22 protein-coding genes are annotated in these 22,034 nt (G+C 69.3%); 13 read left to right on the top strand and 9 right to left on the bottom strand.

The annotated features are described in order from the left end of the window. Nucleotides 1–7: 7 nt before the first annotated feature. Nucleotides 8–553, bottom strand: a complete 546-nt coding sequence (locus I1A62_RS45290) for an Lrp/AsnC family transcriptional regulator (protein WP_124390983.1) — start codon at nt 551–553, stop codon at nt 8–10. 195 nt (nt 554–748) lie between these two features. On the opposite strand from I1A62_RS45290, the gene I1A62_RS45285 reads away from it, so the two are divergent. From I1A62_RS45285 to I1A62_RS45270, 4 genes are read left to right on the top strand one after another with little or no spacing between them, the layout of a single operon-like run. Next, nucleotides 749–2,140 carry an NAD(P)/FAD-dependent oxidoreductase gene (locus tag I1A62_RS45285; RefSeq protein WP_219458303.1) on the top strand — a complete coding sequence of 464 codons (1,392 nt, stop codon included), beginning with the start codon at nt 749–751 and terminating at the stop codon, nt 2,138–2,140. A gap of 44 nt (nt 2,141–2,184) precedes the next feature. Then, nucleotides 2,185–3,144 (top strand): metal ABC transporter substrate-binding protein, encoded by a 960-nt coding sequence (locus tag I1A62_RS45280; protein ID WP_219458302.1) that lies wholly within the window; start codon nt 2,185–2,187, stop codon nt 3,142–3,144. After that, entirely contained in the window at nt 3,141–3,878 is a 738-nt protein-coding gene (locus I1A62_RS45275; protein WP_219458301.1) for a metal ABC transporter ATP-binding protein, read from the top strand. Before I1A62_RS45280 ends, I1A62_RS45275 begins: the two co-directional genes overlap by 4 nt. Before the next feature lie 6 nt (nt 3,879–3,884). After that, on the top strand, nt 3,885–4,775 hold the full coding sequence (locus I1A62_RS45270; protein ID WP_219458300.1) for a metal ABC transporter permease: 891 nt from the start codon (nt 3,885–3,887) through the stop codon (nt 4,773–4,775). Between the two features lie 3 nt (nt 4,776–4,778). On the opposite strand, the gene I1A62_RS45265 is transcribed toward I1A62_RS45270, so the two are convergent. Continuing rightward, nucleotides 4,779–5,669: a universal stress protein gene (locus tag I1A62_RS45265; protein ID WP_219458299.1), complete on the bottom strand. Its 891-nt coding sequence runs from the start codon at nt 5,667–5,669 to the stop codon at nt 4,779–4,781. Beyond that, nucleotides 5,666–7,489, bottom strand: coding sequence for an amino acid permease (locus tag I1A62_RS45260; RefSeq protein WP_219458298.1), 1,824 nt, complete (start codon nt 7,487–7,489; stop codon nt 5,666–5,668). Before I1A62_RS45260 ends, I1A62_RS45265 begins: the two co-directional genes overlap by 4 nt. Before the next feature lie 256 nt (nt 7,490–7,745). Here I1A62_RS45260 and I1A62_RS45255 point away from each other — a divergent pair, with 256 nt between their 5' ends. After that, on the top strand, nt 7,746–8,222 hold the full coding sequence (locus I1A62_RS45255; protein ID WP_124390977.1) for a hypothetical protein: 477 nt from the start codon (nt 7,746–7,748) through the stop codon (nt 8,220–8,222). Between the two features lie 10 nt (nt 8,223–8,232). Here I1A62_RS45255 and I1A62_RS45250 read toward each other — a convergent pair whose 3' ends face one another. The 3 genes from I1A62_RS45250 to I1A62_RS45240 form a co-directional block, all read right to left on the bottom strand. Continuing rightward, nucleotides 8,233–9,444: an RNA polymerase sigma factor gene (locus I1A62_RS45250; RefSeq protein ID WP_124390976.1), complete on the bottom strand. Its 1,212-nt coding sequence runs from the start codon at nt 9,442–9,444 to the stop codon at nt 8,233–8,235. Between the two features lies 1 nt (nt 9,445). Beyond that, nucleotides 9,446–9,808: a YciI family protein gene (locus I1A62_RS45245; protein WP_087561310.1), complete on the bottom strand. Its 363-nt coding sequence runs from the start codon at nt 9,806–9,808 to the stop codon at nt 9,446–9,448. A 124-nt stretch (nt 9,809–9,932) separates the two neighbouring features. Then, nucleotides 9,933–10,487 carry a helix-turn-helix domain-containing protein gene (locus tag I1A62_RS45240; RefSeq protein ID WP_219458297.1) on the bottom strand — a complete coding sequence of 185 codons (555 nt, stop codon included), beginning with the start codon at nt 10,485–10,487 and terminating at the stop codon, nt 9,933–9,935. An 82-nt stretch (nt 10,488–10,569) separates the two neighbouring features. On the opposite strand from I1A62_RS45240, the gene I1A62_RS45235 reads away from it, so the two are divergent. The 5 genes from I1A62_RS45235 (at nt 10,570) to I1A62_RS45215 (ending at nt 14,258) form a co-directional block, all read left to right on the top strand. Then, nucleotides 10,570–11,244 carry an AzlC family ABC transporter permease gene (locus I1A62_RS45235; RefSeq protein ID WP_219458296.1) on the top strand — a complete coding sequence of 225 codons (675 nt, stop codon included), beginning with the start codon at nt 10,570–10,572 and terminating at the stop codon, nt 11,242–11,244. Then, a complete protein-coding gene (locus I1A62_RS45230; protein WP_219458295.1) occupies nt 11,241–11,564 on the top strand; it encodes an AzlD domain-containing protein in 324 nt (107 codons plus the stop codon). Before I1A62_RS45235 ends, I1A62_RS45230 begins: the two co-directional genes overlap by 4 nt. 17 nt (nt 11,565–11,581) lie before the next feature. Further along, the gene (locus I1A62_RS45225) at nt 11,582–12,406 is read left to right on the top strand and encodes an MBL fold metallo-hydrolase (RefSeq protein WP_219458294.1); all 825 of its coding nucleotides are present in this window, start codon (nt 11,582–11,584) and stop codon (nt 12,404–12,406) included. 100 nt (nt 12,407–12,506) lie between these two features. Further along, entirely contained in the window at nt 12,507–12,680 is a 174-nt protein-coding gene (locus I1A62_RS45220) for an adenylate cyclase (protein WP_124390971.1), read from the top strand. A 183-nt stretch (nt 12,681–12,863) separates the two neighbouring features. Further along, complete coding sequence (locus I1A62_RS45215) at nt 12,864–14,258, top strand: NAD(P)/FAD-dependent oxidoreductase (protein WP_218269553.1); 1,395 nt, start codon at nt 12,864–12,866, stop codon at nt 14,256–14,258. 78 nt (nt 14,259–14,336) lie between these two features. Here I1A62_RS45215 and I1A62_RS45210 read toward each other — a convergent pair whose 3' ends face one another. Together I1A62_RS45210 and I1A62_RS45205 are read right to left on the bottom strand one after the other, a co-directional pair. After that, a complete protein-coding gene (locus I1A62_RS45210; RefSeq protein ID WP_219458293.1) occupies nt 14,337–14,798 on the bottom strand; it encodes a PaaI family thioesterase in 462 nt (153 codons plus the stop codon). A gap of 250 nt (nt 14,799–15,048) precedes the next feature. Beyond that, complete coding sequence (locus I1A62_RS45205; RefSeq protein ID WP_219458292.1) at nt 15,049–15,822, bottom strand: hypothetical protein; 774 nt, start codon at nt 15,820–15,822, stop codon at nt 15,049–15,051. Between the two features lie 184 nt (nt 15,823–16,006). On the opposite strand from I1A62_RS45205, the gene I1A62_RS45200 reads away from it, so the two are divergent. The 3 genes from I1A62_RS45200 to I1A62_RS45190 are packed head-to-tail and all read left to right on the top strand — an operon-like array spanning nt 16,007 to nt 19,409. Then, nucleotides 16,007–17,476, top strand: a complete 1,470-nt coding sequence (locus I1A62_RS45200) for an iron ABC transporter permease (RefSeq protein ID WP_124390967.1) — start codon at nt 16,007–16,009, stop codon at nt 17,474–17,476. After that, entirely contained in the window at nt 17,473–18,579 is a 1,107-nt protein-coding gene (locus I1A62_RS45195) for an iron chelate uptake ABC transporter family permease subunit (protein WP_219458291.1), read from the top strand. The genes I1A62_RS45200 and I1A62_RS45195 overlap by 4 nt, the downstream gene beginning before the upstream one ends. Further along, a complete protein-coding gene (locus tag I1A62_RS45190) occupies nt 18,576–19,409 on the top strand; it encodes an ABC transporter ATP-binding protein (protein ID WP_219458290.1) in 834 nt (277 codons plus the stop codon). Before I1A62_RS45195 ends, I1A62_RS45190 begins: the two co-directional genes overlap by 4 nt. 6 nt (nt 19,410–19,415) lie before the next feature. On the opposite strand, the gene I1A62_RS45185 is transcribed toward I1A62_RS45190, so the two are convergent. Beyond that, nucleotides 19,416–22,004 (bottom strand): rhomboid family intramembrane serine protease, encoded by a 2,589-nt coding sequence (locus I1A62_RS45185; RefSeq protein ID WP_219458289.1) that lies wholly within the window; start codon nt 22,002–22,004, stop codon nt 19,416–19,418. Nucleotides 22,005–22,034 lie beyond the last annotated feature (30 nt).

The raw sequence follows: 22,034 nt of genomic DNA, 5'->3' as shown, positions 1-22,034 counted from the left end.
GGGCACCTCAGCGGCCCGAAGACGGCTCGACCCGAGGCGCCCGGAGTCGCGGGCGCACATGCTCGAAGATCAGGATGGTCTCGGTCGAGGCGACCGCAGGATGCGCACTGAGGTGGTCGAGGACGAAACGCCTCAGCTCCTCGCTGCTCCCGGTCGCGACGTGGATCAGGTAATCGTCGGCGCCGGCGATGAAGTACACGTTCAGCACGTCGTCGAGGGTGGCGAGTTGCTCGGCGAGCTGCCCGAGGTGCTGTCGTGCATTGGCCTGCACGCGGACTGCGATCATCGCCTGCAGGTCCCTGCCCAGGGTGGCGGGGTCGATGTCGGCATGGAAGCCGCGGATCACTCCTCGGTCGATCAGGGAGCGCACGCGACCCAGACAGGTCGACGGTGCGATGCCCGCGAGAGCGGCGAGTGCGTTGTTCGGGGTACGGGCGTCCCGCGAGAGTTGATCGAGGAGGATCCGATCGATGTCGTCTATCGCCGCCCCCGCTCGAACATCATTCGACCGCGGGCCGTCGGAATACGGCGTCCCCGGAATATTCTTCTTCATCGGCTCAGTCTAGAGAATTTTCTTCTTGCGTCTTGGATTCGGTGCACCGATTGTTCATCATTGATGCCTGCCAGCCGAATTTTCCGGCAGACCTTCACGAACCACGAGCACCCGCTCCTGTTCCCCTGCTCCACGGCTGCAAAATGCCCCGACACCGAGATCGTCGCCGCCCAGCGTGATCGGAAAGGCTCCAACATGAGCAACCCACAGTCCCCGTCCGCGCGCCACCGCGTCGTCGTGATCGGATCTGGCTTCGGTGGGTTGTTCGCGACCAAGGCCCTCCGCCGCGCGGACGTCGACGTCACGGTGATCGACCGCACCACCCACCACCTGTTCCAGCCCCTCCTCTACCAGGTGGCGACCGGCATCCTCTCCGAGGGTGAGATCGCCCCGTCGACGCGGATGATCCTCAAGGACCAGGCCAACGCCGCCGTGCGCCTCGGTGACGTCACCGGAATCGACCTCACCGAACGCACCGTGACGTCCGAACACCTCGGCCAGTCCACCGTCACCGGATACGACAGCCTCATCGTCTCCGCCGGGGCGCAGCAGTCGTATTTCGGCAACGACCACTTCGCCGAACACGCCCCGGGAATGAAGTCCATCGACGACGCCCTCGAACTCCGCGGCCGCATCCTCGGCGCGTTCGAGCAGGCCGAGGTGACCGCCGACCCGCAGGAGCGGGCACGCCTGCTCACGTTCGTCGTGGTCGGTGCCGGGCCCACCGGCGTCGAGATGGCCGGTCAGATCGCCGAACTCGCCCACCGCACCCTCGTCGGGGCCTACACCAACTTCGACCCCCGCGACGCGCGGATCATCCTGCTCGACGCAGCCTCGGCGGTGCTGCCGCCGTTCGGTGACAACTTGGGTTCGGAGGCGGCGGAAACCCTCGAGAAGCTCGGGGTCGAGGTGCGGCTGGGTGCGTCGGTGACCGACGTCGACCCCGACGGACTGACCGTCCGGGATGCCGAGGGCACCGAGCACCGCATCGCGTCCGTCTGCAAGGTCTGGTCGGCAGGGGTGGCGGCCAGCCCACTCGGCGCGCAACTCGCCGCCCAGTCGGGTGCCGCCCTCGACCGCGCAGGCCGCGTCGCCGTCGAAGAAGATCTCACGCTGCCGGGCCATCCCGACGTGTTCGTCGTCGGCGACATGATGTCGCGTGATCGCCTGCCCGGCGTCGCCCAGGTCGCGATCCAAGGGGGCCGCTACGCCGCGAAGCGGATCGCCGCCGAGGTCGCCGCGGCAGCCACGGGACGCCCGGCGCCGGAACGGCCGCCGTTCCGGTACCGCGACAAGGGCTCGATGGCCACGATTTCCCGGTTCAACGCGGTCGCCAAGATCGGCGGTGTCGAGCTGACCGGTTTCCTCGCGTGGGTCATGTGGCTGGCGGTGCACGTGGTCTACGTCGTCGGGTTCCGGAGCCGTGTCGCCACCCTGCTGTCGTGGGCGTGGACTTTCCTCGGCACCTGGCGCGGGCAACTGACCAACACACATCAGCAGATCACCGCCCGCAATGCGATCGCGCAACTGCACAACCTCGAGCGTCGCGTCGAGCATCCGGACTCCCCTGTCGCGCGGGCGAGCTGACGAGCTCGCCGATCCACACTTGTGGTTTCGGTCAGCCAAACATTATGATTCGCCGCGTGAAAACAACGTCCTTCAAGGTGGGTGCGCGACGACGGCCGGTGACCGCTGCCGCGGTACTGACAGCGCTGGCCACGACGCTGCTGCTGTCCGCGTGCGGCAAGGGCAGCGGCCCCGCCGACGACAAACCGGTGGTGCTGACCACGTTCACCGTGCTCGCCGACATCGCCGCGAACGTCGGCGGCGAGCACCTGACCGTCGAATCGATCACCAAGGCGGGCGCCGAAATTCACGGATACGAGCCCACCCCCGGCGATATCAAGAAGGCCGCACAGGCCGACCTGATCCTCGACAACGGCATGAACATGGAGGCCTGGTTCGGCCAGTTCGTCGACGGGGTGGACGTCGAGCACGTGGTCGTCAGTGACGGCGTGGAGCCGATCGCGATCGGTGAGGACGCGTACGCGGGGAAACCGAATCCGCACGCCTGGATGTCACCGCTGAACGTGCAGATCTACGTCGACAACATGGTCGCCGCGTTCAGCGAACTCGATTCCGCTCATGCCGCCGACTACCGCTCCAACGGCGACGCGTACAAGGCGCAGTTGCAGAAGGTGCAGGACGAATTGGTCGCCGAACTGGGCGCACTGCCGGTCAACGAACGGGCGCTGGTCACGTGCGAGGGAGCGTTCTCGTATCTGGCCCGTGACGCGGGGCTGACAGAGAAGTACATCTGGCCGGTCAATGCCGAACAACAGGCCACTCCCCAGCAGATCGCGTCGACGATCGAGTTCGTGAAGCAGAACCGGGTTCCCGCGGTGTTCTGCGAGTCCACGGTGTCGGATGCGCCGATGCAACGGGTCGTCGAAGCGTCCGGCGCCGCGTTCGGTGGCACCCTGTACGTCGACTCGCTGTCCGAGGCGGACGGGCCCGTGCCGACGTATCTGGATCTGATCCGGCACGACGCCGACACTCTCACCTCCGCACTGAACGGGCAGCGGTCGTGACCACCCAGCCTGCCGTCGAGGTCCGGGACGTCACCGTCCACTACGGCGACGTCCGCGCGCTCGACCGGGTCTCCCTCGCCCTTCGCCCCGGACGCGTCTGCGGACTCGTCGGCATGAACGGCTCCGGAAAGTCCACCCTGTTCAAGACGATCATGGGCACGGTCAAACCCGACACCGGCACGGTCCGCATCAACGGCGCGGCGCCGGCCGCGGCGCGCAAGGCCGGGGTGCTGGGTTACGTTCCGCAAAGCGAGGACGTGGACTGGACGTTCCCGCTCTCGGTGCGGGACGTGGTGATGACCGGCAGGTACGGGCGAATGGGACCGACCCGGCGGCCCAAAAAGGCCGACCGCGACGCCGTCGAGCACGCTCTCGAACGCGTCGAACTCACGGACCTGGCGGACCGGCAGATCGGGCAACTGTCCGGCGGTCAGAAGAAGCGCACGTTCGTCGCCCGGGGAATCGCGCAGGGCGCCACCATCCTTCTGCTCGACGAACCGTTCGCCGGGGTGGACAAACGCTCCGAGGCCACCATCACCGCGCTGCTGCGGGAACTCGCCGACGCGGGTGCGGCGATCCTGGTCTCCACCCACGACCTGCACGCGCTACCCGACCTGGCCGACGAGGCGATCCTGCTGCTGCGCACGGTGCTGATGCACGGCGACCCCGGGGTCGTTCTGCAACCGGACAATCTGGCGGCCGCCTTCGGCCTCGACGTGATGACAAGGACCTGAGACTCAATGGATGTCATCGATTTCTTCGTCGACCCCCTGCGCTACGACTTCATGGTCCGTGCGCTGATCACCACCCTGATCGCGGCGGTGGTGTGCGCGGTGCTGTCGTGCTGGCTGGTGCTGATCGGCTGGTCGCTGATGGGTGATGCGGTCTCGCACGCGGTCCTGCCCGGCGTGGTCCTGGCCTACATCGTCGGCGCCCCGTTCGCGATCGGCGCGGTGATCTTCGGTTTCCTGGCCGTCGCACTGATCGGGCTGGTCCGCGACACCAGCCGGGTCAAAGAGGACGCCGCGATCGGCATCGTGTTCTCCACCCTGTTCGCCCTCGGTCTGGTGCTGGTCTCGGTCACCCCGAGCCAAACCGACCTGAACCACATCATTTTCGGCAACCTGCTGGGTGTCAGCCGGTCCGACCTCGTCCAGATCTCGATCCTCGGGGCGTTCGTCTTCGTCGCACTGATCGTCAAGCGCCGCGACTTCACGCTGTACGCGTTCGATCCCACCCATGCGCATGCCATCGGCCTGAACCCGCGGCTGCTCGGGGCGGCGCTGCTGGGGCTGCTGGCCCTGACGGCGGTGGTGGCCCTGCAGGCGGTCGGTGTCATCCTGGTGGTGGCCATGCTGATCATTCCCGGGGCGACGGCGTATCTGCTGACCGACAGTTTCCATCGGATGCTCGTCATCGCCCCGGCGATCTCGGCGTCCTGCGCCGTCATCGGCCTGTACCTGAGCTATCACCTCGACACCGCCAGCGGCGGAATGGTGGTGCTGTCCCAGGGTGCGGCGTTCGCGCTGGTCTATCTGCTCGCGCCGCGGCAGGGCGTGATCGGTCGCCGGATCACCGCGTCCCGGCGTCGCCGGGCATCCGCGGCCGCGACGGTGGTGGCCGACCGCTGACGGTTACGTCGCGGGTGTGTGCCGCGGCACGATCATCACCGGCACGGGGGCGTGCCGCAGGATTTTCGACGCGGCGGAGCCGAGGAACACGTGGGCGGCGGGTCCGGCGGCTCCCGAACCCAGCACGAGCATGTCGTCGGGCTCCCAGGAGACGGCCTCGACCGCCGCGCGCCAGTCGGTGCCGCTGCCGATCTCCACGTCCACGTCGGGAACCGGGATGCGGGCGCGCACCGCGTCGAGTTGCCGGGCGATGTCGTCGGTGGTACGGCGCGTCCACTGCCGGACGACGAGATCCTCGGTCGACTGCTCGATGGCGCCGCCGAACCGGGACACGGGCCGCACCGTGAACGACACGATCCGCCAGGTCACCGGCCACCCTGCAGCCATCTCGGCGGTGGCCGCGATGAGGCCGTTGACGTCGGCTTCGCCGCCGTAGGCGGCGGTGAGCCTGCGGATCGGTCCGGGCACCGATGGGTAGCCACGCGGCGCGATCGCGACGGGTACGGCCGCGGTGTGCACGAGCCGTTCGGTGACGCTGCCCAGCGCCACCCGGCCCAGCAGACCGGACGACGAAGACCCGACGACGACGAGGGTGGCGTCGTGGGCGGCGACGAGTTCGATGAGCCCGGTCGGGATCGAGGTCGACCGGTGAACGACGGTGGGGATGTCCAGGTCGCCCGGCAGCCCGGCGACCACCCCGTCGAGTGCCCGCGACGCCTCCGCGGTGACATAGCGCAGGTATTCGCGGTCGATGGGGTCGTCCTTCGCCGGCCACGGCTGTTCCACGACGGCCGCGGCCACGACCGTCTCGCCGGTCCAGCGCGCGATCCGCGCCGCCAGGTGCAGCGGCGCGGTCCCCTGACGGCTCGAGCTGAATCCGGCGATGATCGTCATCGAGCGGGTTTCCCTGCGCCGATCGGGTGCGCGACGACGTGGGTGACCGGCACACCGTGCTCGGCGCGGGCGCGGTCCACGACGTCGAACCGGTGCCACACCGACTCTTCGGGCGGCAGCGTGGAGATGACGATCTGATCCGGATGGAACGATTCGACGCCGGCGGCCAGGGCGCGCAGCGGCCGGTAGTCCCCCACCTCGCCGTCGGCGTCGAGATCCTCCGAGCGGAGGGTCGTCAGCGTGTCGTCGAGTCGCTGCCGGGCGACCTCCCGGGTCGCTTCGGCGACGTCGAGCGGGCCGTGGGTGGCGGCGGTTCCGGTCTCGATCGGGCTGGCGGGCACGACCACGAAGTAGACGGCTTCCCGATCCGCGCCGATGCGACGGAGCTCGTCGAGCATTTCCTTCGACTCGACGGTCTGGTTGGCCAGCACCAGTACCCGGTGAGGCCGGGTGGTCGCGGCAGCCCCCTCGACGGCGGGCCGCCGGCGCACGAACCAGGTGTTGGCGAGGAACAGCACGATGACGACCGCCCACGACACCAAGCTCAGCACGAGTTGCGACCGCACGTCCTCCTGCAGATACATCTGCACGAGGATCGCCACGATCGCGGCGGCGGTGATGAGCGACAACACCGGGAACAGCCACATCTTGACCCGCAGCTCCGAGGCCGGGGTGCGGTATCGCAGCACGATCTGGGAGACGGCGATGAGCAGGTACACGAACAGGATGATCGCGCCGCTGGAGTTCAGCAGGAACGCGAAGACGGTGTCGGGTGAGACGGCCGCGGCGATCACGCACAGAAAGCCGACGACCGAGGAGGCGAGGATCGCGATGGCGGGCACCCCGCGGCGGGTCACCCTGACCAGCTGCGCGGGGGCCTCCCGGCGCGCGGCGAGGACGAACAGCATGCGGGAGGCGGTGTACATGCCCGAGTTGAGGCAGCTCAGCACTGCCGTCAGCACGACGGCGTTCATGATGTCGTCGGCGTACGGGATCCCCATCTCGGTGAACGCGGCGACGAACGGGGAGGCGGCCATCTGCTCGTCGTCCCACGGCAGGATGGTGGCCAGCAGGAACGTCGAGCCGACGAAGAACACGGCGATCCGCACGATCACCGAGTTGGCGGCCTTGGTCACCGCCCGCTCCGGATCCGCCGATTCCGCGGCGGCGATCGTCGCGATTTCGGCGCCGACCATGGAGAAGATCACCGTGACCACGCCGACGGTGACGGCCATGGCGCCGAACGGGAGGAACCCGCCGTGGCTCCACAGGTTGGAGAAGTCGAGCGCCTTGTTCGGCCACACGCCGAGAACGAACAGTGCGCCGAGTGCGATGAACACGACGATCGCGGCGACCTTGATGCCGGCGAACCAGAATTCGAACTCGCCGAACGACGACACGGAGAACAAGTTCGTCGCGGTCATCAGGATCATCAGAACCAGCGCGGACAGCCACAGCGGGATGTCGATCCAGTACTGGATGATCGTCGCGCCGGCGATGGCCTCGAAGCCGACGACGATCACCCAGAAGTACCAGTACAACCAGCCGACGGAGAAGCCGGCCCAGTTGCCCAGCGCCCGGCGGGCATAGTCGGCGAACGATCCGGTCGACGGGTTGGCCACGGCCATCTCGGCCAGCATGCGCATGACCATGATGATCAGGACCCCGGCGAGGGCGTAGGTGACGAACGCCGCGGGCCCGGTGTCGCCGATGACGACGCCGGATCCGACGAACAGGCCCGCGCCGATCACCCCGCCGATCGCGATCATCGTCAACTGGCGCTGGCTCAGTGCCTTCTTCAGTGCGGGGATTCCGCTCATGTCTTCCCTCCGATGCTTCACGCGCCGGCGTGCTCGCTCTCCTGGCGAGACCGACTGTCGGAGTCCCAGGGTGTATTCGGCTGGGCGACGTCGAGGGGGCTTCGGCCGCGGGGCCTCGAAATTCAATCGTAGGCCGCGGGACTGGTCCGGCGAGCGGGATTCGGCGTGCGTCCCCTCGTGCCGTTTACCGGCCTGCGCGGCGGGTATCAATACGGTGACGTCCGGAGTGAGACCGCCGAGAACGAAGGTTCCGCTGATGACACTCGTGCCCCGGGTCGCGATCGCGCTGATCGCCGCAGGCCCCCTCGCCCTGTTCCTGGCCGCGCCCGCCGCCGCGGACCCGCCGGACGTGACCCTGGCGGCCGCCGTCGCGGGGAGCACCGTCACGACGACGCTCACCAACGACACCGGTGCGGACATCGTGTGCGGACTCGGTGGACTGAGGGCGGCGGACGACATCGTGAACCCCGAGTCCGTGGCGGTGTTTCACCGATCGAATGTGGTGATCGGACCGGGACCGCAGGAGTTCGTGTTCGAGTCGGTACCCGACGGTGACTATCTGATCCACTGGATCTGCAGTGAGAATGCGGGTCCCGGTGACGAGGTGTGGGGTTCGGCGCCGCTCCCGGAGACCGCGTACGCGAAGCCGGCGACGGCGGAACCGCTCCCCGTCAGCGTGCGAACGCAGACGTGTTTCGGTTCGCTGTGCCTGCCGCCGGGGCTGACCCTCTGACCGGCGCGCGTCATACGATCGAATCGCGCTGTGCCCGAAGGAATTCCCGTTCGGCCGTGTTGTCGGTGCGGTCGCGGGCGGCGTCGTAGGCGCGGGCGGCCTCGCCGGGGCGCCCGACGCGGCGGAGAAGATCGGCCCGCACCGCGTGGTACAGGTGATAGTCGTCGAGGTCGAGCTGGTCGACGAGCGCCAGCCCCTCCGCCGGTCCCCGCACTTCCGCCACCGCGACCGCCCGGTTCAACGCGACCACCGGGCTCGGCGCCAGCGACATCAGCTGGTCGTACAGCTGCAGGATCTGCCACCAGTCGGTGTCGGCGGCCGTCTCGGCGTCGCTGTGGACGGCGTTGATCGCGGCCTGAATCTGATACGGGCCCGGGATGTTCCGTCGCAGGCAGTCCCGCACCAGCGACTGCCCCTCGGCGATGAGGCCGGGATCCCACCGGCCGCGGTCCTGGTCGGGCAGGAGCACGAGTCGCCCGTCGGCGTCGGTACGGGCGGCGCGTCGCGATTCGATCAGCAGCATCAACGCGAGCAGCCCGGTGACTTCCGGTTCGCCGGGCATCAGGGCAGCCAGGACCCGGCCGAGGCGAATGGCCTCGGCGCACAGATCCGCCCGCGTCAGCCGGTCCCCCGAACTCGCCGTGTACCCCTCGTTGAAGATCAGGTAGACGACGGCCAGGACGGTGCGGAGACGATCCGGGAGATCGGCCTCGTCCGGCACCCGGTACGGGATCCGGGCGTCCCGGATCTTCCCCTTGGCCCTGACGAGGCGCTGCGCCATGGTCGGCTCGGGCACCAGGAAGGCGCGGGCGATCTCCGCGGTGCCGAGTCCACCGAGGAGGCGCAGGGTGAGTGCGACCTGGGCGGTGGGTGCCAGCGCCGGGTGGCAGCAGGTGAAGATCAGGCGTAGCCGGTCGTCGTGCACGGCGCCCTCCTCCGTCGGTCCGTCGCGGGCGAGCAGCAGCGCGGCCTGCGCGTGCCGGTCGTGCCGGGACGCCTCGCGCCGGAGCCGGTCGATCGTGCGGTGCCGGGCGGTGGTGATGATCCATCCGGCGGGGCTCGGTGGCAGCCCGTCCGACGGCCAGCGCTGCACCGCCTCGGCGAAGGCGTCCTGGACGGCGTCTTCGGCGAGGTCGATGTCGCCGAACACGCCGACCAGGACGGAGACCGCGCGACCGTGTTCGGTGCGGAACACGTGTTCGATGTCGGCGGTGTCGATCACGTCAGTGGCTTCCGGCCCCGGCGTGATGGGCGAACGGCCGGACCTCGATGGGCAGCGTCGTCGCCCGGGTGAGTTTGCGACCCCATCCGAGCGCGGCGTCGAGGTCGGGGGCCTCGACGATGGTGAATCCGCCGAGGTGTTCCTTGCCTTCGGTGTAGGGGCCGTCGGTGACGAGGACGTCGCCGCCGCGGGCCCGCAGCACGGTCGCGGTGGTGGGGGCGCACAGTCCCCCGCTGAACACCCACGCACCGGCGGACACCATCTCCTGATTGAGGGCGTCGAGGTCGTCGGCGATTTTCGCCAGGGTGTCGGGTTCGGGAGCGGGACCGTCGGGCTGGTACACACTCAACAGGTACTGAGTCATGTCGGGTTCCTCCTCGGATCGGGCGGTCGGCGCCTCGGGGTGTGCTGTGGCCGGCCTTCACCTCCTATACGAATGCCGGCCCCGCGAATCGACACTGTGCACGAGAAAGTTTTCGGAGGTGCCGTCAGTTGTGCTCGGACACCAGCACGGCGCGGGTCCCCGACTCCAGCGCCTCGAACACGTGTGCCACATCGCCCGGGTAGGCGATGTAGTCGCCGGGCCCGAGTTCGACGGGGGCGCTCGCCAGGCCGACGAGTGCGCGCCCGGCGCTGAGGATGACGTGCTCGACCACACCGGGCATGTGTGGTTCGGATTCGCGGGCGGGTCCGGGTTCGACAGCGAGGCGGTAGAGGTCCCGGCGCGCGGACGGTGGGCAGGAGGCGACGAGGGTGGCGCGGTAGTCGGCCCGGTCGGAGGTCAGTTCGGGTCCCTCGTCGGCGCGGATGACCTGGACCCGCGGGCGGGGCGGATCGAGGAGTTGCGACATCGGCACGTCCAGCGCGACGCAGAGGGCCCACAGGGTTTCGACGCTCGGGTTGCCGCCCCCTGATTCCAGTTGGGACAGAGTGGATTTCGCAACGCCGGCGCGACGGGCAACCTCGGTCAGGGACATGCCCGACCGTTCGCGTTCGCGGCGCAGCGAGGGTCCGATGTATCCCAGCGGGGATTGCCCGTCCATGGTTCCCTTCCCGAGATGTTCATTATTTCGGTCGGTACGTTCGACTTGACGAACGACTTGTCATCTGTTCAGTATATAAGTCATGCGTTCGATGAAGCGAACACTCGGCTCGCGAGTCCTCCGGAACATCGCGCTCGTATGCCTGGCCGACGGACTGGTCGGCATGTCGTACGGCGCGATCGCGGTGGGCTCGGGACTCGACGTGTGGCTGCCCGTCGCACTGTCGGTGCTGATCCTCGCCGGTTCCGCGGAGTTCCTGTTCGTCGGGATCGTCGCGGCAGGCGGCAGCCCGATCGCGGCTGCGATCGCCGGACTGCTGGTGAACGCGCGGCACCTGCCGTTCGGTCTGGCGGTCGGCGACGTACTCGGGCGAGGGCCTCGGCGAATCGTGGGCAGTCACCTGATGAACGACGAGTCGGTGGTGTTCGCGCTCGGGGAGACGGACCCGGACCGCAGGCGCGCCGCGTACTGGGCGTGTGGTGTGGGGATCGCGGTGTGCTGGCCGCTCGGGGCCCTGCTCGGCGCGGTGGCGGGCAATACGATCGGCGACCCCGCTGCGCTGGGTCTGGACGCGATGTTCCCGGCGGTGCTGCTGGCCCTGGTGCTGCCGGCGCTGCGTGATCGGGACGTGCGGGCGCCTGCCCTGATCGGCGCCGTCGTCGCCCTGGCGGCCACGCCGGTCCTGCCCGCCGGGCTTCCGGTGCTCGCGGCGCTGGTGGGTCTGCTCGCGGGTGTGCGGCAGGCGGTGCTGCGGTGACCGGGCAGCTCGTGCTGATCGGGTCGGTGGGGGTGCTCGCCGCGGGCACGTTCGCGTTCCGGTTCGCCGGACCGGCGCTGCGGCCGCGGATCGCGACCCGGCCCTGGGTGGAGCGGACCATGGCGTCGGCGGCCGTGGTCCTGCTCGCCGCGCTGGTGGGCACCGCGTCGCTCACCGAGGGCCACGACCTCGCCGGAGTGGCGCGTCCCACCGGAGTCGTCGTCGCGGGCCTACTCGCCTGGCGGAAGGCGCCTTTCGTCGTCATCGTCCTGTCCGCTGCCGCGACGGCTGCCGGATTGCGGCTCCTCGGCGTGCCGTGAGCATGCATCATCGAGGGGTGTTATTTCATCTCTGTGCCACGTGCGGCGTCGAACAGGACCCGAACACCCCGCTCCCCGACGAGTGCGCGATCTGCGCCGACGAACGCCAGTACATTCCGCTCGGCGGGCAGGTGTGGACCACCGTCGAGGCGCTGGCCGGCGCGGGGTACCGCGCCGTCGAACACGAGGTCGAGCCGGGACTGCACGGCCTGTACGTGGACCCGAAGACCGCGATCGGTCAGCAGTCCCTGGTGATCAGCACGCCCGCCGGGTCGTTGCTGTGGGATCCGATCGGATTCGTCGACGCCGCAGCCGTCGACGCCGTCGCCGCGCACGGCCCCGTCATCGCCGTCGCGGGCAGTCACCCGCACATGTTCGGTGTCCAGACGCAGTGGTCGAAGGCGCTCGGTGACGTGCCCATCCTGGTGGCGGACGCGGACCGCTCCTGGCTGGCACGGTCCGACGGGCCGATCGTGTTCTGGTCCGGCACACACGAAGTGGCGCCGGGGCTGACCCTGCACCAGATCGGCGGGCACTTCCCTGGCAGTGCCGTCGCGCACTGGCGCGACGGCGGTGACGGCCGGGGTGTGCTGCTCACCGGCGACGGCGTGTTCCCCAACCCGGACCGCCGCACCGTGTCGTTCCTCCGGTCGTACCCCAACCGGCTGCCGCTGTCCGCGGCGGTGGTGCGGCGCATCGCGGACCAGTTGTCGCACCTCGAGTTCGACCGCATCATCGGCAACTTCGACAACGTCATCGACCACGACGGCCGGGAGGCGCTCGCGTATTCGGCGACCCGGCACTGTGCCTGGGTGACCGGGGAGTTCGACCACCTGACGTGACGGCGCGAAGAACGCCGGCCACGGTCGTTTCTCTCCGCCGACGCGGCGACAGCGGCTACCCTCCGCAGTAGCGTGAGCAGCGACTGAGGAGGTAAGTCTGATGGACTTGACAGCAATTGGTGTCGGTTTCGGCTACGTGGTCGTAGTCCTCACCATTCTTGTCGTCGTGGTCGGGGTGACGGCTCTGTTCGTGTTTTCGATCAAATCGGATTTCATTCCCCCGGACTCGACCGGGACCCCCACGGGGAGGAAGCGGATCGGCCGGGTGGAATAGCCGCGTTGAGCACCGGAAGGCGGGCAGTCCCTCACGGAGGGGCTGCCCGGCTTCGCGTACGGGCGGGGAACCCCGTTTCTGGATCGATTCCGGACGCGGGCGCAGGGAAGCAAGCCTTACTGAGACGCTCGGGGACAAGGCGACTACCGTGACAGGAGTCGCCTATTTTTCGAGGAGCACGGAATGAGTATCCAGTCGGTTGAGTCACGCCGCCATCGCGTCGTGGTCATTGGATCCGGCTTCGGTGGGTTGTTCGGCACACAGGCGCTGAAGAACGCCGATGTCGACATCACCATGATCGCGCGCACCACTCACCACCTGTTCCAGCCGTTGCTGTACCAGGTGGCGACCGGCATCCTCTCCGTCGGCGACATCGCCCCCGCCACCCGGCTCGTGCTGCGGAAGCAGAAGAACACGCAGGTGCTGCTCGGCGATGTCGAGAAGATCGATCTCGAGGCGAAGACGATCACCTCCCGGTTCCTGGACCGGACCACCGTCACCCCGTACGACAGCCTGATCGTCGCCGCAGGCGCGGGCCAGTCGTACTTCGGCAACGATCACTTCTCCGAGTTCGCGCCCGGCATGAAGACGATCGACGACGCACTGGAGTTGCGCGGCCGGATCCTCGGCGCGTTCGAGCAGGCCGAATTGTCGAGCGATCCCGCCGAACGGGCCCGGCTCCTGACGTTCGTCGTCGTCGGCGCAGGCCCGACCGGTGTCGAGCTCGCCGGCCAGATCGCGGAACTGTCGCGGCGAACCCTGTCGGGGGCGTTCCGCAACATCGATCCCCGCGAGGCCCGGGTGATCCTGCTGGACGGCGCGGACGACGTCCTGCCCGTCTACGGCGGCAAGCTGAGCCGCAAGGCCCGCCAGCAGCTGGAGAAGCTCGGAATCGAGATCCAGCTCGGTGCAATGGTCGTCGACGTCGACGTCGACGGTCTCGCCGTCAAGGACAAGGACGGCACGCAGCGCCGGATCGAGTCGCAGTGCAAGGTGTGGTCGGCCGGTGTGCAGGCGAGCCCGCTGGGCAAGCAGATCGCGGACCAGTCCGACGCCGAGATCGACCGCGCCGGACGCGTCCTGGTCAACCCGGACCTGTCGGTGCCCGGGCATCCCGACGTGTTCGTGATCGGCGACATGATGTCGCTGGACAAGCTGCCGGGTCTGGCGCAGGTCGCGATGCAGGGCGGCAAATACGCGGCCCATCAGATCAAGGCCGGTCTGAGCGGGCAGAAGCCGGAGAACCGCCCGCCGTTCAAGTACTTCGACAAGGGCAGCATGGCCACCATCTCGCGGTTCAGCGCGGTGGCACAGGTCGGCAAGCTCGAGATCAGCGGATTCATCGGCTGGGTGGCGTGGCTGGCGATCCACCTGATGTACCTGGTGGGGTTCCGCAGCCGGCTGTCGACGCTGCTGTCGTGGACGGTGACGTTCCTCGGTCGCGGACGCGCGCAGATGGCGTCCACCGAGCAGTGGGTGTTCGCCCGCAACGCGATGGAGCAGTTGGAGCGGCACGAACGGGAGAAGGAGACGGCGGAGAAATCGTCCGGCGGCGAGCAGCGCAAAGCCGCCGGGTGACACAGTCATCCACCTGAGTTGAACACGGCGGAGGGGACGGACCATCGGGTCCGTCCCCTCCGCCGTGTCCGGGGTGTGTCAGTTGCCGAGGCGCCCGGTGTCGGTGATGTTCGCAAGCCGGACCTGCCCCTTGGAGACGAGTCGATCCTGCTCGTCGGTGATCCGGACCTCCCACAACTGCTGGGTGCGGCCGCGGTGGACGGGGCTGGCCTCGGCGGTCAGCGTTCCCTCCCGCGTGGCGCGGAGGAAGTCGGTGTTGTTGTTGACGCCGACGACGTGGCCGCGGCCGCCGAGCCAGACCGTGCCTGCCGTGCTGGCGACCGATTCGATGACCGAGCAGTACACGCCGCCGTGCTGGATGCCGGCGGGTTGCTGCAGGTCGGGGGTGACCGTCCACTGTGCTCGCACGCGGTCGGGGCCGAGTTCGAGGTATTCGAGTCCGATGAGGGCGTCGAATCCCTTGCCCAGTTGATCGGCCAGCGCGGCGGTGTCGCCGCGCCCGTCGCCGTTCGATGCCTGCTGCTGCCCGGAATCCACCATCGCACTCTCCATCGGATCGCGGTGCGCTCTCGCGGCGCACCCGCACTCCTGCCTACACGATGGGACGGGCGGCGGGACAAGCAGGTGGGGCCAACGGATCGGCGGGCCTCACGCTTGTTCAGCGTGAGGCCCGCCGTGGGATGGACCTGGGAGTCACTGCAGCCCTCAGGACTCCTGCGCGGTCCGGTAGTTCGGTTCTCGGCGTCGGCGTGTCGGCTCGACGTCTGCCATGAGTATAGGCAAGGCTTCCCTAATTAAGCAAGCGCTTCCGCGCCTGCGTCAGCCGACCGCAGTGCGGACGCGTGATCCGGCTCTTCGAGCGGACCGGCACCCCGGCGGCCACGAAGGCGTCCAGGATGCCCTGACCGCGGCGCTGCGCGGCGGCCTCGCCGCCACCGGCGAGGATCGGCACGTACGTTGCGGCGCCGAGCACGGACTCCCCCACGAGCCCCCAGAATCGGGACGCGTCGATCGGCGTCAGCCGGGCGATGGCATCGAACACCGCGTGCAGGGACGTGAGACTGCGGTGCACGGTCCAGAGCAGTAGCGCCCGCTCGCACGGCACGGTGACCGTCCGGGGGGCGCCGGCGTGGGGGTCGTCCGGCAGCACGCGCATGGTGTCGTCGACGACGCCCGCCCAGTCGATTCCCTCGTCACTGTCCATGTGGATCCACAGGTTCTCGAGCCCCGGATCCCAGGCCCGGCCCTCCAGCACGACGAGGGCGGTGACCCGCCCGACCACCGCGTGGATCAGTGCCGTCGCCACCTGCATGGCGGCGACGTCCGGATCGGGTACGTCCTCGAGCGAACGCGCCCACATCCGGGGCACCCGGTCGCCGTCGAGGTCGTCGGCGAGCGACCACCACCTGCGTTTACCCTCGTCTGCCATCGTCGCGACCGCGTACATGCGCGGATATTCGGCGTTCAGTGCGCGAAGTCGTGTGCAGGACACGTCCAGTGCGGTCGCGGGGGCGGACAGGGTCGAAGTCACCGTGCACTCCAATCGGTCGGGATGGAACACCACCAAACATAGGTGAGCCTAACCAAATATCAAGACTTGACATCATGTGATGTGAGGCACCCCCGCGCACCGCGACGCCCGGGACACGCCGCCGGATGTGGCAACGGGGATAGGGTTCCGTAACCTAAGTAGTTGAATCAGTGCAGATCCCGTGCACAGGCACACACGTCAGGAGCTTCCCCCGCCAGTGACGACGACGAGACAGTTCGGCAGCGACATCCCGCACCTGCCGACCGACGAGCCCTACGGAAAGCGCGACGTGCCGCGCGGTCCCGCCCCGCTGTACCTCCGGGCACTCGCGGGACTGCTCGACATCGGGATAGTGGCCATCCCTCTCGTTCTCGGGTGGTACATCGTCGACTCCCTCCGCGACGACAACGGCGGCGGGGAGGCCGACCGGGTCGTGTTCGGCGGCGCCGCCGTCGCGATCGCGCTGGGACTCGCCCTGTGGAACCGCGGATTCCGCGAAGGCAACACCGGGCAGAGTTCGGGCAAGGGCTGGGTCGGCCTCGTGACCCGCGACACCCACACCGGCGACGCGATCGGCCCGAAACGGTCGCTGCAGCGGGCGTTCCGGCGCACCGGCACCGAGGTCGTCCGGGAAAGCACCGCCACCGACGAGGGATTCGCCGTCCGTGAGAAAGACGTCAGCGTCGCTGCGATCCGGCGTCGCCGGCTGATCGGGCTGGGTGTCCTCGTGATCCTGCTCGGGCTGGTCCTGCTCGCCAGCGTCGCGGTCGGGGCGCGGCCGCTGTCGTTCGCGGAGATCTTCCACGCCCTGTTCGACCCGGACGGCTCGCAGACCGACATCATCGTGCGCACACTCCGCGGCCCCCGCACCGTGCTGGGCCTGGTCGTCGGAATGGCGCTCGGTGTCGCGGGCGCCCTCATCCAGGGGCACACCCGCAACCCGCTCGCCGACGCCGGACTCCTCGGCCTCAACGCCGGCGCCGCGTTCCTCGTCGTGCTGTCGATGTACCTGTTCGGATTCAGCGCCCCCAGCGAATACCTGTGGTTCGCGTTCGCCGGATCCTTCGCGGCGAGCGTGATCGTGTTCGGGCTGTCGTCGATCGGCAACGGGGCGGCGAGCCCACTGAGCCTGGCGCTGGCCGGCGCCGCCGTCGCGTTCTTCCTGCAGGCGATGACCAACGCCATCATCATCGTCGACCAGTCCAGCCTCGACTCCTACCGGTTCTGGGTGGTCGGGTCGGTGGCCGGCCGCGGCTTCGACGTGCTGTGGCAGGTGCTGCCGTTCCTGGTCCTCGGACTGATCCTCGCCCTCGTCAGCACCCCGGGCCTGAACGTCCTCAGCCTCGGCGAGGACGTGGCCCGGTCGCTGGGCACCAACATCGCGGCCAGCCGTGCGCTCGGCATCGTCGCGATCACCCTCCTCACCGGTGCGGCCACCGCGGCATGTGGTCCGATCGCGTTCATCGGCCTCGTCGTCCCCCACGTCGCACGGGCCATCACCGGCCCCGACTACCGGTGGCTGGTCCCCTACGCCGGACTCCTCGGCGGCGTCATGCTCGTGACCGCCGACGTCATCGGACGGGTCGTGGTCCGGCCGGGTGAGTTGCAGGTGGGCATCGTGCTCGCCGTGTTCGGGGCACCGTTCTTCATCGCGTTGGTTCGGCGCAGAAAGTTGGCAAGCCTGTGAGCACTCGAGACGACGTGCGCCCCGACCTCGGCGCCGCCCCGACGGCCCGGGTACCGGCACGCCCCGCATTCCGCCTCGGACCGGTCTCCTTGGTCCTGCGCCCCCTCGGCATCGCCGTCAACGTCGCCCTGCTGGCGGCCCTGTTCCTGGTGCTGTGCCTCAACATCGGCCGCGGCGACTACCCGCTGTCGATCCCCGAGGTCACGCGGGTGCTGTTCGGCGGCGGCACGAAGGCCCAGAACTTCATCGTCATGGACCTCCGGCTGCCGCGGTCGCTGACCGGGGTGTTCATCGGCATGGCCCTCGGCCTGGCAGGCGCCATCACCCAGTCGATCGCCCGCAACGCCCTCGCCAGCCCCGACATCCTCGGCATCACGTCCGGTGCCAGCGCCGCCGCGGTCGCGCTGATCGTCCTCGGTGGCGGCGGCAGCTTCGTCGGCATCCTCGCCACCCTGGGGATCCCGCTCGCCGCCCTGGTCGGCGGACTCCTCACCGCCCTGGTCATCTACCTGCTCGCGTGGCGCGGCGGGGTGGAGGGGTACCGGCTGATCCTGATCGGCATCGGTGTCAACGCCATGCTCATCGCGGTCACCGGGTGGCTGCTGATCTCGGCGGACATCAACGACGCGTCGCGGGCGCAGGTGTGGCTCAACGGGTCCCTCAACGGTGCCTCCTGGAGTCAGGTGTGGCCCGTCACGATCGCCGTCGTCCTCGTCGGCGGATACGCGGTGATCTCCTCGTTCACGATGGGCGCCCTGCGCCTCGGCGACGACAACGCGGTGTCGCTGGGAGTGCGGCTGCAGTGGTCGCAGGCCCGGCTGCTGCTCATGTCCGTCGCCCTCGCCGGCATCGCCACCGCCGCGGCAGGCCCGGTCGGGTTCGTCGCGCTCGCCGCACCGCAGGTGGCGCTGCGGCTGGTGCGGTCCCCCGGTCCGCCGCTGATCGCGTCGGCGCTGACCGGCGCCGTGCTCGTGGTGGGCAGCGACGTCGTCGCCCGCACCATCCTGCCCGTCGAACTGCCCGTGGGTATCGTCACCTCGGCACTCGGTGGCCCGTTCCTGCTGTATCTGCTGGTTCGCAACAATCGGAAGGTCTCCGCATGACCGTGCAGACTGACTCTCGACTGATCGCCGACAACCTGAGCCTCGGGTACGGCGACCGGGTCATCGTCGACCACCTGAACCTCGAGGTGCGGACCGGCGTGATCACCACCGTGATCGGGCCGAACGGCTGCGGCAAGTCCACCCTGCTGCGCGCGCTGGGACGACTTCTGAAGCCGCGCAACGGTTCCGTGCTGCTGGACGGCAAGGCCATCGGGTCGATGCGCACCAAGGACGTCGCCCGCACCCTCGGCATGCTCCCGCAGGCGCCGGTGGCCCCCGAGGGACTCACCGTCGCCGACCTGGTGGCCCGTGGCAGGCACCCGCACCAGTCGTGGCTGCGGCAGTGGTCGTCCGACGACGAGGGCGAGGTCGCCGAGGCGCTCGCCCTGACCGGGGTGTCCGACCTCGCGGACCGCCCCGTCGACCAGCTGTCCGGCGGCCAGCGTCAGCGGGCCTGGATCTCGATGGCCCTCGCGCAGGGAACCGACATCCTGCTGCTCGACGAGCCCACCACCTACCTGGACCTGGCGCATTCCGTCGAGGTCCTCGACCTGGTGGACCGGATGCACGAGGAACTGGGCCGCACCGTGGTGATGGTGCTGCACGACCTGAACCTCGCGATCCGCTACAGCGACCAGCTGATCGTCATGCGGGACGGCACCGTCGTCGCGTCCGGCGCGCCGAAGGACATCATCTCCGCCGAACTACTGCTCGAGGTGTTCGGCCTGGAGGCCGCGGTCATCGCCGACCCCGTGTCCGACCGCCCGCTGGTGGTGCCGATCGGCACCCGCCACGTGTACGGCGCGATCGGCGGACCGGACGCGAAGTAGCGGCCGTCAGCGCCGCCCGCCGATCATCGTCCGCACCAGGCGGTAACTCTGCCCCAGCGACACCGTCGGCAGGTACGCCCTGCCGACGGCGTTGCCGATGCTGGGGAGCGCGGCCGGGTCGGCGAACGTCATGTGCATGGCCACGTACCGGGGCTGGAACTTCGACTTGAACGCCAGCAGCGACCGGAACCCGTACACCGGTTCCAGGGTGCGGCCGAGCAGATCGAGCACGCTGTCCATCACCGCCGACAGGCCCGACGACTCCGACCGTTCCCGCTCGTCGGCGTCGCCGTCCGGTTGCTCGACCTTCGCGAGCGGGGCGCCGGACAGGCTGAGGAACTGCGCGCCCTCCTCCTCCAGTTTCAGTGCCGCGGACGCGATGAGGAACTCCATCGCCGGCCGGAACCCTTCCGCCCGCCGCCGCATGAAATCGAGGGTCCAGCCGACCACCCGCCCGTCCTGGTACACCGGCAGCCAGGACGTGATGCCGTGGACGGTGCGGTCCTCGTCGACGGCGATGAGGCAGCGCACCTCTCGGTCGTCGACCTCGTCGAGTCCGCCGAGTGTGAAACCCATTTCGGGCATGCCCTTGTCGGCCACCCATTCCTCGGAGATCGCGGTGATCTGGTCGGTGATCGCCCGGGGGGCGCTGGGGAAGCTGACCCATTCGGCGGTGATCCCCGATTTCTTCGCCTTGTTCAGGGCGGTGCGGACGTCCTGGAACCGTTTGCCGGTGAACGCGATCTGCCCCAGATCCAGCACCGTCTCCTCCGCCACCTGGATCCCGCTCCAGCCGAGGGCGTCGGTGATGTCGCGGACCTCACCGGTCACCGAATAGAAGCACGGGATCCAGCCGTTGGCGGCGGCGAACTCGGCGAAGTGTTCGACGGTGTCCCGCAACCGGTCCGGTGGGCCGACCGGATCGCCGGTGGTCAGCGCGACACCGGCGATGACCCGGTACGCGACGTAGCTGGTGCCGTCGGCGGAGAACCAGTAGTTGTTGCCGCGCCACGTCGTCATCCAGGACAGCGGGCTCCCGCTCCCCGACTTCAAGAGCGCACGGGCGCGTTCGGTGGACTTCGAATCCGAGCCGATGGCGGGGCTGAGGAACGTCGCCGCGACCAGCGCGCAGAGGGCGATCCAGAACACCACCCCGGTCCACTCGTACAGCAGCGTCGCGGGGATGCTCTCCGGCAGCAGCCGCGGATCGAGCCACTGCAGGTACACGGGCGGGATCAGCCGCTCCGGGAAGTCGGCCAGCAGCGTCGTCACCCCCGGCCGGGGGTCGAACCCGTGCCGCGCCCACAATCCGCCCAGGACGTAGAGGACGGCGAGCCCGGCGGCGAGCGCCACCAGGACACCGGCCAGCCGCCGGTACGTCCCGGCCGGGGCGGAGACGTCGAAGAAGCGCCGCGTCGCGAGCAGCACGATCAGGATCGCCAGAGGGGTCAGGAACGGCACCAGCGTCCGATACAGGTTCGGGTCGGCGAGACCGTAGAACAGGGAGTCCTCGTCGAGGGAGTCGACGAACCGGACCGCGAAGTTCAGCAGCGACAGCACCAGCAGGATCACCTGGGCGATCACCGACGCCACCCACGCGAAGCGACGGCCCCGTCGGAGGCCGTCGCTGAGGGTGAGCAGGAAGAGGGACGGCATCAGACTCAGCAGGGTCGGACCGACCCCTGACAGGCGCAGTTCGAGCAGCCCGCGCCGGCATTCGGGGTCCGCCGCCGACACCTCGCACAGGTCGCGGACCTCGCCCGCCGTGTACGGCACCCCGCGGAACAGGTCGCGCAGCACGGCGAGCGGCCCGACGGCCTCCGCGGACAGCGCGGCGATCATCGGTCCGATCGCGCTGGCCGCCACCACGATCGCGACGAGCACCCGGCCCTCCCGCTGGGTGCCCGCGATCCGCTCGCCGCGCGCGGAGCGGCCCACGATCCAGCGGCCGATCACCAACCCCACCACGGCCGCGGCCAGCCGGACCACGTCCTGCAGCGAACCACTGAACAGCGCCAGGGTGATCGTGAACACGAGGACGCCGACCCGGATCCGCCGCCGCCACAGCGTGCCCATGTTGGAACTGGCCACCATCGCGGCGCCGACGATCCAGGTGCTCGGGCCGACGGCCATCCCCACGTGCAGCCGGAACCCCCAGTTCGCGTCGACGACCTTCGCGACCGCGGCCACCGACAGCGCCAGCAACCCGCCGAGCACCTGGGTGGCGACCGCGGCCAGGGTGAACCGCGCCGACCCCATCCGGCGTTCCAGCGGTGCGGCCACCACCAGGAGCAGCACGGTCGTCGACAGGTACGCCAGGACGTCGTCGCCCCACAGCCCGGCGGTGAGCAGCGTCCACACCCAGCCGTTCTGGAACGCCCGGATCCCGATCGCGACGTGCTGGGACAGATCGTGGGAGGGCCCGCTGATCACACTGGACGTGGCGATCGCCAGGATCCAGATGGCAACCAGCAGCGCGATGCTGACCGGCGCGCCCCGGACCCCGCCCCAGACCCGTTCCGCGGCCCGCCCCGTCTGACCCCTGACCCTCGCTGCCGTACCGTGTCCGGTTGCCGCGCTGTCGTCGGTCTTCATCCGCCAGGTCCCCACTCTCCGCGATGTCGA

It is taken from the genome of Rhodococcus sp. USK10 (assembly GCF_019378875.1).
GTDB lineage: Bacteria > Actinomycetota > Actinomycetes > Mycobacteriales > Mycobacteriaceae > Rhodococcus_F > Rhodococcus_F pseudokoreensis.
The sequence above is the reverse complement of the archived record's forward strand: the minus strand, read 5'-3'. Positions and strand labels throughout refer to the sequence as shown.